This is a genomic window from Pseudomonas sp. BF-R-19 (assembly GCF_019956445.1).
Taxonomy (GTDB): Bacteria; Pseudomonadota; Gammaproteobacteria; order Pseudomonadales; family Pseudomonadaceae; genus Aquipseudomonas; species Aquipseudomonas fluorescens_BH.
In genome coordinates this window covers 1-10,559 of sequence record NZ_JAHBDN010000116.1, presented here as the reverse complement: position 1 = coordinate 10,559, position 10,559 = coordinate 1, and the positions used below count along the sequence as shown (strand labels likewise).

Genomic DNA, 10,559 nt, shown 5'->3' with positions numbered 1-10,559 from the left:
GGGCTTGCTCGCGAAGACGGTTTGTCAGTCGACATCAATATTGCCCGATTCACCGCCTTCGCGAGCAAGCCCGCTCCCACATTGGTCCCGTGTCTGGGTTAGAAGGAGTCACCCGGCACACGCACAAACCCTTCCATCAACACCCGCGCACTGCGGCTCATGATGGCTTTGTTCACGGTCCAATCGCCGTTCACCTGGCTGGCCTCGGCGCCGACGCGCAAGGTGCCGGACGGATGGCCGAAGCGCACCGCGTTGCGTTCGATACCGCCTGCCGCGAGGTTCACCAAAGTGCCGGAAATCGCTGCGGCCGTACCGATCGCCACTGCCGCCGTGCCCATCATTGCGTGGTGCAACTTGCCCATGGACAGTGCACGTACCAGCAGGTCGACATCACCTGCGGCAATCGCCTTGCCGCTGGACGCCACGTAGTCCGCCGGCTTGGCCACGAAGGCCACCTTCGGCGTGTGTTGGCGCTTGGCCGCTTCGTCGATGTTGGAAATCAGGCCCATGCGCAATGCGCCATAAGCGCGGATGGTTTCGAACATCAGCAAGGCTTTCGGGTCGCCATTGATCGCGCCCTGCAACTCGGTGCCCTTGTAGCCGATGTCTTCGGCATTGACGAAAATCGTCGGGATGCCAGCGTTGATCATGGTCGCCTTGAAGGTACCGACGCCGGGCACTTCCAGGTCATCCACAAGGTTGCCGGTAGGGAACATCGAACCGCCACCGCCCTCCTCGTCTGCCGCCGGATCGAGGAACTCGATCTGCACTTCGGCCGCCGGGAAGGTCACGCCGTCGAGTTCGAAATCACCGGTTTCCTGCACTTCACCATTGGTGATCGGTACGTGAGCGATGATGGTCTTGCCAATGTTGGCCTGCCACACGCGAACCACCGCCACGCCGTTGTGCGGGATGCGGCTGGCGTCCACCAGGCCATTGCTGACGGCGAACGAACCGACCGCCGCCGACAGGTTGCCGCAGTTGCCGCTCCAGTCCACGAAGGGCTTGTCGATGGACACCTGACCGAACAGGTAATCGACATCGTGATCGGCCTTGATGCTTTTCGACAGGATCACGGTTTTGCTGGTGCTGGAAGTCGCGCCGCCCATGCCGTCGATTTGTTTGTCGTATGGGTCGGGGCTGCCGATCACGCGCAACAGCAAAGCGTCGCGGGCCGGGCCCGGGACCTGTGCCGCTTCAGGCAAATCCTTCAGGCTGAAAAACACGCCTTTGCTGGTGCCGCCGCGCATGTAGGTGGCGGGAATCTTGATCTGAGCTGCGTGAGCCATGGTGCTGCTTACTCCTGATCTGAAAACAGACACGGGACTCAAAGTCCCGTGTCTGTACTGCTTGTGTTAAACGGCAACCGCCGATTCTTCGAGGAAGTCCTGGGCGAAGCGTTGCAGCACGCCACCGGCTTCGTAGATCGACACTTCTTCAGCGGTGTCGAGGCGGCAGGTCACCGGCACATCGACGCGTTCGCCGTTCTTGCGATGGATCACCAGCGTCAGGTCTGCACGCGGAGTGCGGTCGCCAATCACGTCGTAGGTTTCGCTGCCGTCGATGGCCAGGGTGTGACGGTTGGTGCCTGGCTTGAATTCCAGCGGCAACACGCCCATGCCCACCAGGTTAGTGCGGTGAATGCGCTCGAAACCTTCGGCGGCAATCGCCTCCACACCGGCCAGACGCACGCCCTTCGCCGCCCAGTCTCGGGACGAACCCTGACCGTAGTCGGCGCCGGCGATGATGATCAGCGGCTGCTTGCGATCCATGTAGGTTTCGATGGCTTCCCACATGCGCATCACTTTGCCTTCCGGCTCGACACGGGCCAGCGAACCCTGCTTGACCTTGCCGTTTTCCTGAACCATTTCGTTGAACAGTTTCGGGTTGGCGAAGGTCGCGCGCTGCGCGGTCAAGTGGTCACCACGGTGAGTCGCGTAAGAGTTGAAGTCCTCTTCCGGCAGGCCCATTTTCGCCAGGTATTCGCCAGCGGCGCTGTCGAGCATGATGGCGTTGGACGGCGACAGGTGATCGGTGGTGATGTTGTCCGGCAGCACGGCCAGCGGACGCATGCCCTTGAGCGGACGGGCGCCGGCCAACGCACCTTCCCAGTACGGCGGACGGCGGATGTAAGTGCTCATCTCGCGCCAGTCGTACAGCGGCGTAACTTTCGGGCCGGTGTCTTCGTGGATGGCGAACATCGGGATGTACACCTGGCGGAACTGCTCGGGTTTAACCGACGCCTTGACCACTGCGTCGATTTCTTCGTCGCTTGGCCAGATGTCTTTCAGGCGGATTTCCTTGCCGTCGACCACGCCCAGCACGTCTTTTTCGATGTCGAAACGGATGGTGCCGGCGATGGCGTAAGCAACGACCAATGGCGGCGACGCGAGGAACGCCTGCTTGGCGTACGGGTGAATCCGCCCGTCGAAGTTACGGTTACCGGACAACACGGCAGTGGCGTACAGGTCGCGATCAATGATCTCTTGCTGGATCACCGGGTCCAGTGCACCGGACATGCCGTTGCAAGTGGTGCAGGCGAAAGCCACGACGCCGAAACCGAGCTGGTCCAGTTCTTTAGTCAAACCGGCTTCATCGAGGTACAGCGCCACGGTTTTCGAACCCGGTGCCAGGGACGACTTGACCCATGGCTTGCGGGTCAGGCCGAGCTTGTTGGCGTTGCGCGCCAGCAAGCCGGCGGCGATCACGTTGCGCGGGTTGCTGGTGTTGGTGCAACTGGTGATGGCGGCGATGATCACAGCGCCGTCCGGCATCTGGCCAGGCACGTCTTCCCATTGGCCGGAGATGCCTTTGGCTGCCAGATCCGACACCGCGACACGAGCGTGCGGGTTGCTCGGGCCAGCCATGTTGCGCACGACCGAAGACAGGTCGAAGGTCAGGCCGCGCTCGTACTGCGCGCCTTTGAGGCTGTCAGCCCACAGGCCGACCTGCTTGGCGTAGTTCTCGACCAACTGCACCTGCTCGTCTTCACGGCCGGTGAGCTTGAGGTAGTCGATGGTTTGCTGGTCGATGTAGAACATCGCCGCAGTGGCGCCGTATTCCGGAGCCATGTTGGAGATGGTCGCGCGGTCGCCGAGGGTCAGCTTTGATGCGCCTTCGCCGAAGAACTCCAGCCACGCGCCAACGACTTTTTGCTGGCGCAGGAACTCGGTCAGCGCCAGCACCATGTCGGTGGCGGTGATGCCCGGTTGCAGCTTGCCAGTCAGTTCGACGCCAACGCTTTCCGGCAGACGCATCCACGATGCGCGGCCGAGCATCACGCTCTCGGCTTCCAGACCACCGACGCCGATGGCGATCACGCCCAACGCATCGACGTGCGGGGTGTGGCTGTCGGTGCCGACGCAGGTATCAGGGAAGGCCACGCCGTCACGCACCTGGATCACCGGAGACATTTTCTCCAGGTTGATCTGGTGCATGATGCCGTTGCCCGGCGGGATCACGTCGACGTTCTTGAACGCCTTCTTGGTCCAGTTGATGAAGTGGAAACGGTCTTCGTTGCGACGGTCTTCGATGGCGCGGTTCTTCTCGAACGCCTCTGGATCGAAACCACCGCGCTCGACGGCCAGGGAGTGATCGACGATCAGTTGCGTCGGCACTACCGGGTTGACTTGCGCAGGGTCGCCGCCTTGCAGGGCGATGGCGTCACGCAGGCCGGCGAGGTCGACCAAAGCGGTCTGGCCGAGAATGTCGTGGCACACCACGCGGGCCGGGAACCACGGAAAGTCGAGGTCGCGCTTGCGCTCGATGAATTGCTTCAGGGATTCGGTGAGCGTGGCCGGGTCGCAGCGACGCACAAGGTTTTCCGCCAGCACACGGGAGGTGTACGGCAGGGTGTCGTAGGCGCCAGGCTGGATCGCCTCGACTGCCGCGCGGACGTCGAAGTAATCCAGGTGGCTGCCGGGCAGCGATTTGCGGAATTCAGTGTTCATCGTCAGGACTCGGTCACGGTAGTTACAAAAGATGGGGCCTGGCACCGGCACTGTACTGGACTCGGTCAAATGTGGGAGCGGGCTTGCTCGCGAAAGCGGTGTATCAGTCAACATCAATGTTGGATGTCAGTCCGTCTTCGCGAGCAAGCCCGCTCCCACAGTGGTTCCCGGTTCAGTCAGCAACCCGTGCGGTAGTCTCCACCATTCAGCGTTGTTCGATTGGTACGAACTTGCGCTGCTCAACGCCGGTGTACTCGGCGCTTGGACGGATGATGCGGTTGTTGGCACGTTGTTCGTACACGTGGGCGGCCCAGCCGGTCAGGCGCGAGCAGACGAAGATCGGTGTGAACAACTTGGTCGGGATGCCCATGAAGTGGTACGCCGAGGCATGGTAGAAGTCGGCGTTCGGGAACAGTTTCTTCTGCTCCCACATGGTCTTGTCGATGGCCTCGGACACCGGGAACAACACCTTGTCGCCCACTTCGTCAGCGAGCTTTTTCGACCAGCCCTTGATCACCTCGTTGCGCGGATCGTTGTCCTTATAGATCGCGTGGCCGAAGCCCATGATCTTGTCCTTGCGCTCGAGCATGCCGAGGGTGCCCTTGATCGCATCTTCCGGCGACGAAAAACGCTCGATCATTTCCATCGCCGCTTCGTTGGCGCCGCCGTGCAGCGGGCCGCGCAGCGAGCCGATGGCCGCGGTGATGCACGAATACAGGTCGGACAGGGTCGACGCGCAAACACGTGCGGTGAAGGTCGAGGCGTTGAACTCGTGCTCCGCGTAGAGGATCAGCGAAACGTTCATCACCTTCACGTGCAGCTCGCTCGGCTTCTTGCCGTGCAGCAGGTGCAGGAAGTGGCCGCCAATGGACTGCTCGTCGCTCACGCAATCGATGCGCTTGCCTTCGTGGCTGAAGCGATACCAGTAGGTCATGATCGCCGGGAACGCGGCCAGCAGGCGGTCGGTCTTGTCGTGCTGCTCGGAGAAGTTGTTCTCCGGCTCCAGGTTACCCAGGAACGAGCAGCCGGTGCGCATCACGTCCATCGGGTGGGCGTCGGCGGGGATGCGTTCCAGCACTTCTTTCAGCGCTTGCGGCAGGTCACGCAGCTTGCTCAGCTTGGCGATGTAGGCTGCAAGTTGCGCTTTGCTCGGCAGCTCGCCGTACAGCAGCAGATAGGCAACTTCTTCGAACTGCGCGTCTGCCGCCAGTTCACGAACGTCATAACCACGATAGGTCAGACCGGCACCCGACTGGCCCACGGTGGACAGTGCGGTTTGCCCGGCTACCTGGCCACGGAGCCCGGCACCACTGAGTACTTTTGCTTCGGCCATTTTTGTCTCCAATATTCTTGAATTTTTAGGGAAACTTGTGGGAGCGAGCTTGCTCGCGATGGACGTTAACGATAACGCGGGGCCGTTGATACACCGAGGCGATCCGACCACCATCGCGAGCAAGCTCGCTCCTACAGAGGGTTTGGTTCAGCCTTTCTTTTGGGCGAACAATGCATCGAGCTTCTGCTCGAAGGTGTGGTAGTCGATGCGATCGTAAAGCTCCATGCGGGTCTGCATGGTGTCGATGACGTTTTGTTGAGTGCCGTCGCGACGGATCGCGGTGTAGACGTTTTCCGCGGCCTTGTTCATGGCACGGAACGCCGACAGCGGGTACAGCACCAGCGATACGTCGGCAGCAGCCAGTTGCTCGGTGGTGTACAGCGGCGTCGCGCCGAACTCGGTGATGTTGGCCAGGATCGGCGCTTTCACACGGCTGGCGAACAGCTTGTACATTTCAAGCTCGGTGATGGCTTCCGGGAACACCATGTCGGCGCCGGCCTCGATGCACGCAGCGGCGCGATCCAGGGCAGACTCCAGGCCTTCCACCGCCAGGGCGTCGGTACGGGCCATGATCACGAAGCTGTCATCGGTACGGGCATCGACGGCCGCCTTGATGCGGTCGATCATTTCCTGCTGGGTCACGATTTCCTTGTTAGGACGGTGACCGCAGCGCTTGGCGCCGACCTGGTCTTCGATGTGAATCGCTGCGGCGCCAAACTTGATCATCGACTTGACGGTGCGAGCGACGTTGAACGCCGAGGAGCCGAAACCGGTGTCGACGTCCACCAGCAGCGGCAGGTCGCAAACATCGGTGATACGGCGCACGTCGGTCAGCACGTCATCCAGGCCGGTGATGCCCAGGTCCGGCACGCCGAGGGAGCCGGCAGCCACCCCGCCACCCGACAGGTAGATCGCCTTGAAACCGGCGCGTTTGGCCAGCAGCGCATGGTTGGCGTTGATCGCGCCGACCACTTGCAATGGATGCTCGCTGGCGACCGCATCGCGGAAACGCTGGCCTGGAGTGCTCTTGTTCAAACTCATGACTCACCTCGTTTGGCTGTCGGGTTAGCGCCGTCCTGGTAATGACGGGCGATGTTGCGTTTGGAGGCGCCGATGTGACGGCGCATCAACAACTCGGCCAGTTCACCGTCACGGTCGGCAATGGCATCGAGAATGCGGTGGTGCTCGGCGAACGCCTGGTGCGGGCGATTGGGCGTGGTGGAAAACTGGATGCGGTACATGCGCACCAGTTGATACAGCTCGCCGCAGAGCATCTGGGTCAGCGTGCGGTTGCCGCTGCCCTGGATGATTCGGTAATGGAAGTCGAAATCGCCTTCCTGCTGGTAGTAGCCTCTCCCGGCCTGAAACGCCTCATCGCGCTCGTGGGTTTCCAGCACCCGACGCAGTTCGTCGATTTCTTCGAGGCTCATGCGCTCGGCGGCCAGGCGGCAGGCCATGCCCTCCAGGGATTCGCGGATTTCGTATAGTTCAATCAGTTCGGCGTGATTGAGCGACACCACCCGTGCGCCGACATGCGGCACGCGAACCAGCAGGCGCTGGCCTTCCAGGCGGTGGATGGCCTCGCGCAGCGGGCCACGGCTGATGCCGTAGGTGCGCGCCAGTTCCGGTTCGGAGATTTTGCTGCCCGGCGCGATATCGCCTTTGACGATAGCCGCCTGAATGCGTCGGAAGACATTCTCGGAAAGCGTCTCCGTATCGTCTTGCGTAGAAACCGGGGGATCGAGTTGATCCAGCATATTGTCGACACCTTGTGAGCCAATGCCGTAAAAACTAACGAATACAGGCGCAGCAGTCAAAGGATAAATAGATATTGTCGACAATCTTCTGATAACCGGTTGCACCATAACGAAGCAACCCGTCTATTTATAGCCACCGGCCAGCGCTGGCGCCATCAAACCACCGTGCTAGAATGCCGCCCGCATTTGTTTGTCACATCTGCACTGCCTGTCATAAAACCCTGACAGGCATACGAGGGAGCTTGCGCAGCGATGCCAGGGCCTTGAATCAAGTCGGACCGCTGCGCACCAGGATTTATGAGACTCAAGCCCTTCCCCACCTTCCTTTATTTCCTTTGCCTGCCCGGCTTCGCAATGGCCGGGGAAAAGACCGTGTATGGCCTGAATGAGTACGCATCGCTCAACGGCATCGATCTGGAAGTGGCGGCCAAACTCGACACCGGGGCGAAAACCGCTTCCCTGAGTGCACGGGATATCAAACGCTTCAAACGCAACGGCGAGTCGTGGGTACGTTTTTACCTGGCCATCGACGCCGCCCATTCGCACCCGATCGAACGCCCGCTGGCACGTGTCAGCAAGATCAAGCGCCGGGCCGGCGACTACGACCCCGAAGAGGGCAAGAAGTACACCGCCCGTCCGGTGATCGAACTGGACATCTGCATGGGCTCGGCCCTGCGCAGCATCGAAGTGAACCTGACCGACCGCAGCGCTTTCCAATACCCGCTACTGATTGGCTCCGAAGCGCTCAAGCGCTTCGATGCACTGGTTGACCCCAGCCTTAAATATGCTGCCGGCAAACCTGCCTGCACCACCGACGCTCATACCGCCGAGTAATTCAAATGCGCTCTCTTACCCTTCACCTGAAACTGCTGATCGCCATCCTGGTGGTGCTGGGCATTTCAGTTACGGCCTATCAGATCTTCGTCCTGGGCATCCCAGTGACCGAAGACGCCACCGACGACCTGTGGAACATCGACGCCAAGGTCGAGTTCGTCGCCAGTGCCAAGGATCCGGTCAAGATCCAGATGTTCGTGCCGCCGCTGAGCCGCGACTTCGTCAGCCTCAACGAGAGCTTCATCTCCAACAACTACGGCGTGGCCGTGAACCGGGTCGATGGCAACCGCAAGGTCACCTGGTCGGCACGCCGGGCCAAAGGCAATCAGACGCTGTATTACCGCCTGGTGCTGACCAAGCGTTATTCCGGCGAGAAAGCCAAGATCAAAGGCCCGACCTTTCGCGACAGCATGACTATCGAAGGCCCGGAAAAAATCGCTGCCGAAGCCCTGCTCGCACCGATTCGCCAACACTCGGCCGACGTCGAAACCTTCGTCGGCGAAGCCATCAAGCGGGTCAACAACCTCAACGACGACAACGTGAAACTGCTGCTGGCCGGTGATCCATCCGCGGCGCACAAGGCGAAAATCGTCGAGTTGCTGCTGTCCATCGCCCACGTACCGATCGAGAAGGTCCACACCATCCGCCTGGTGGCCGACCAGCCGCAAATACCGGAACTGTGGCTGCGCAGTTTCAATGGCACCGACTGGCTGTACTTCAACCCGGAATCCGGTGAACAGGGCCTGCCGACCGACCGCCTGCTGTGGTGGAGCGGCGACGAAAACCTGATCACCGTCGATGGTGGCAAGAAAGCCAACGTGACCTTCAGCCTGAACAACAGCGAAATGAACGCCATTCGCCTGGCCAAGCTGACCGACGAAAACACCGACGCCAACTTCCTCGAATATTCGCTGTACGGCCTGCCGCTGCAGACCCAGCAGACCTTCATGATCATGGTGATGATCCCGATCGGCGTGCTGGTGATCCTGATCCTGCGCAACCTGATCGGCATCCAGACCCTGGGCACCTTCACCCCGGTACTGATCGCCCTGGCCTTCCGCGAAACCCAGCTCGGTTTCGGTATCGTGCTGTTTACCATCATCACGACGCTGGGCCTGTCGCTGCGCTCCTATCTCGAACACCTGAAACTGCAAATGCTACCGAGGCTGTCTGTGGTGCTGACGTTCGTGGTGGTGCTGATTGCGGCGATCAGCCTGCTCAGCCATAAGCTCGGCCTGGAACGTGGCTTGTCGGTGGCGCTGTTCCCGATGGTGATCCTGACCATGACCATCGAACGCCTGTCGATCACCTGGGAAGAACGCGGCGGTGGCCATGCCATGAAAGTGGCCATCGGCACGCTGTTCGCCGCGTCCCTGGCGCACTTGATCATGACCGTGCCGGAACTGGTGTACTTCGTGTTCACTTTCCCGGCGATCCTGCTGATCCTGGTGGGCTTCATGCTGGCCATGGGTCGTTATCGCGGTTACCGCCTGACCGAACTGGTGCGTTTCAAGGCCTTCCTGAAAAAGGCTGACGCCTGATGTTCGGCTACTGGAAGACCTGGAAGGCCCTGGAAGCCCGGGGCATCATGGGGATCAATCGGCGCAACGCAGACTACGTGCTCAAGTACAACAAGCGCAGCCTGTACCCGATCGTCGATGACAAGATCATCACCAAGGAGCGTGCCATCGCCGCCGGCATCCATGTGCCGGAGCTGTATGGCGTGATCTCCACCGAGAAGGAAATCGACAATCTCGAAGAGATCATCGGCGCACGCAGCGACTTCGTGATCAAACCGGCCCAGGGCGCTGGCGGCGATGGCATCCTGGTGATCGCCGACCGCTTTGAAGGGCGTTATCGCACGGTGTCCGGCCGGATCATCAGCCATGAAGAAATCGAGCATCAGGTTTCCAGTATCCTGACCGGCCTGTACTCCCTGGGCGGTCACCGCGACCGGGCGCTGATCGAATACCGGGTGATTCCGGACCAGATCTTCAAGAGCATCAGCTATGAAGGCGTGCCGGACATTCGCATCATTGTGTTGATGGGCTACCCGGTGATGGCCATGTTGCGCCTGCCGACGCGCCAGTCCAACGGCAAGGCCAACCTGCACCAGGGCGCCATTGGTGTCGGCGTGGACCTGGCCACCGGCCTGACCCTGCGCGGCACCTGGCTGAACAACATCATCAACAAACACCCGGACACCACGAATGCAGTGGATGGCGTGCAACTGCCCTACTGGGACGGTTTCATGAAACTCGCTGCTGGCTGTCATGAGTTGTGCGGCTTGGGCTACATCGGTGTCGACATGGTCCTGGACCAGGAAAAAGGCCCGCTGATCCTGGAGCTCAACGCACGGCCGGGGCTGAATATCCAGATTGCCAATGACTGCGGCCTGACGCTGCGTACTCATGCGGTCGAGGCGCGGCTGGAAGACCTCAAGGCTCGTGGCGTGACTGAATCGGTCGAAGAGCGCGTGGCGTTTGTGCAGGAGATGTTTGGGCATATTCCTGCGGTCAAAGGCTGATCCGAAACAGAGTTGCGCCTATCGCGAGCAAGCTCGCTCCCACAAGGACGGCGCCATCCCCTGTGGGAGCGAGCTTGCTCGCGATAGCGGTTTCACAGTCACCGCAACCCTCAATCCCACCCCCAATCTGCCAATCCCAGACATCCCCTCTAGGAGCA

8 protein-coding genes are annotated in these 10,559 nt (G+C 60.8%); 3 read left to right on the top strand and 5 right to left on the bottom strand.

Going from position 1 to position 10,559, the window contains the following annotated elements:
* Positions 1–98 precede the first annotated feature (98 nt).
* From prpF to KGB28_RS30345, 5 genes are all read right to left on the bottom strand, one after another.
* The gene (prpF, locus tag KGB28_RS30365) at positions 99–1,289 is read right to left on the bottom strand and encodes a 2-methylaconitate cis-trans isomerase PrpF (protein WP_223449120.1); all 1,191 of its coding nucleotides are present in this window, start codon (positions 1,287–1,289) and stop codon (positions 99–101) included.
* Positions 1,290–1,355: 66 nt separating this feature from the next.
* On the bottom strand, positions 1,356–3,950 hold the full coding sequence (gene acnD / locus KGB28_RS30360; protein WP_223449119.1) for a Fe/S-dependent 2-methylisocitrate dehydratase AcnD: 2,595 nt from the start codon (positions 3,948–3,950) through the stop codon (positions 1,356–1,358).
* A gap of 205 nt (positions 3,951–4,155) precedes the next feature.
* The gene (gene prpC / locus KGB28_RS30355) at positions 4,156–5,283 is read right to left on the bottom strand and encodes a 2-methylcitrate synthase (protein WP_154860690.1); all 1,128 of its coding nucleotides are present in this window, start codon (positions 5,281–5,283) and stop codon (positions 4,156–4,158) included.
* Between the two features lie 147 nt (positions 5,284–5,430).
* Positions 5,431–6,324, bottom strand: a complete 894-nt coding sequence (gene prpB, locus KGB28_RS30350) for a methylisocitrate lyase (RefSeq protein WP_223449118.1) — start codon at positions 6,322–6,324, stop codon at positions 5,431–5,433.
* Complete coding sequence (locus KGB28_RS30345; RefSeq protein ID WP_008048579.1) at positions 6,321–7,040, bottom strand: GntR family transcriptional regulator; 720 nt, start codon at positions 7,038–7,040, stop codon at positions 6,321–6,323. The genes prpB and KGB28_RS30345 overlap by 4 nt, the downstream gene beginning before the upstream one ends.
* A gap of 297 nt (positions 7,041–7,337) precedes the next feature.
* Here KGB28_RS30345 and KGB28_RS30340 point away from each other — a divergent pair, with 297 nt between their 5' ends.
* The 3 genes from KGB28_RS30340 to KGB28_RS30330 are packed head-to-tail and all read left to right on the top strand — an operon-like array spanning position 7,338 to position 10,401.
* A complete protein-coding gene (locus KGB28_RS30340) occupies positions 7,338–7,874 on the top strand; it encodes an ATP-dependent zinc protease (RefSeq protein ID WP_046042906.1) in 537 nt (178 codons plus the stop codon).
* 5 nt (positions 7,875–7,879) lie between these two features.
* Positions 7,880–9,415, top strand: a complete 1,536-nt coding sequence (locus KGB28_RS30335; RefSeq protein WP_150724644.1) for an inactive transglutaminase family protein — start codon at positions 7,880–7,882, stop codon at positions 9,413–9,415.
* On the top strand, positions 9,415–10,401 hold the full coding sequence (locus tag KGB28_RS30330) for an alpha-L-glutamate ligase-like protein (protein ID WP_223449117.1): 987 nt from the start codon (positions 9,415–9,417) through the stop codon (positions 10,399–10,401). The genes KGB28_RS30335 and KGB28_RS30330 overlap by 1 nt, the downstream gene beginning before the upstream one ends.
* Positions 10,402–10,559: the final 158 nt, after the last annotated feature.

What these genes read in the sequence shown, in the direction of transcription:
- prpF (WP_223449120.1), bottom strand. Translation starts at nt 1,289, where the DNA reads ATGGCTCACGCAGCTCAGATCAAGATTCCCGCCACCTACATGCGCGGC.
- acnD (WP_223449119.1), bottom strand. Translation starts at nt 3,950, where the DNA reads ATGAACACTGAATTCCGCAAATCGCTGCCCGGCAGCCACCTGGATTAC.
- prpC (WP_154860690.1), bottom strand. Translation starts at nt 5,283, where the DNA reads ATGGCCGAAGCAAAAGTACTCAGTGGTGCCGGGCTCCGTGGCCAGGTA.
- prpB (WP_223449118.1), bottom strand. Translation starts at nt 6,324, where the DNA reads ATGAGTTTGAACAAGAGCACTCCAGGCCAGCGTTTCCGCGATGCGGTC.
- KGB28_RS30345 (WP_008048579.1), bottom strand. Translation starts at nt 7,040, where the DNA reads ATGCTGGATCAACTCGATCCCCCGGTTTCTACGCAAGACGATACGGAG.
- KGB28_RS30340 (WP_046042906.1), top strand. Translation starts at nt 7,338, where the DNA reads ATGAGACTCAAGCCCTTCCCCACCTTCCTTTATTTCCTTTGCCTGCCC.
- KGB28_RS30335 (WP_150724644.1), top strand. Translation starts at nt 7,880, where the DNA reads ATGCGCTCTCTTACCCTTCACCTGAAACTGCTGATCGCCATCCTGGTG.
- KGB28_RS30330 (WP_223449117.1), top strand. Translation starts at nt 9,415, where the DNA reads ATGTTCGGCTACTGGAAGACCTGGAAGGCCCTGGAAGCCCGGGGCATC.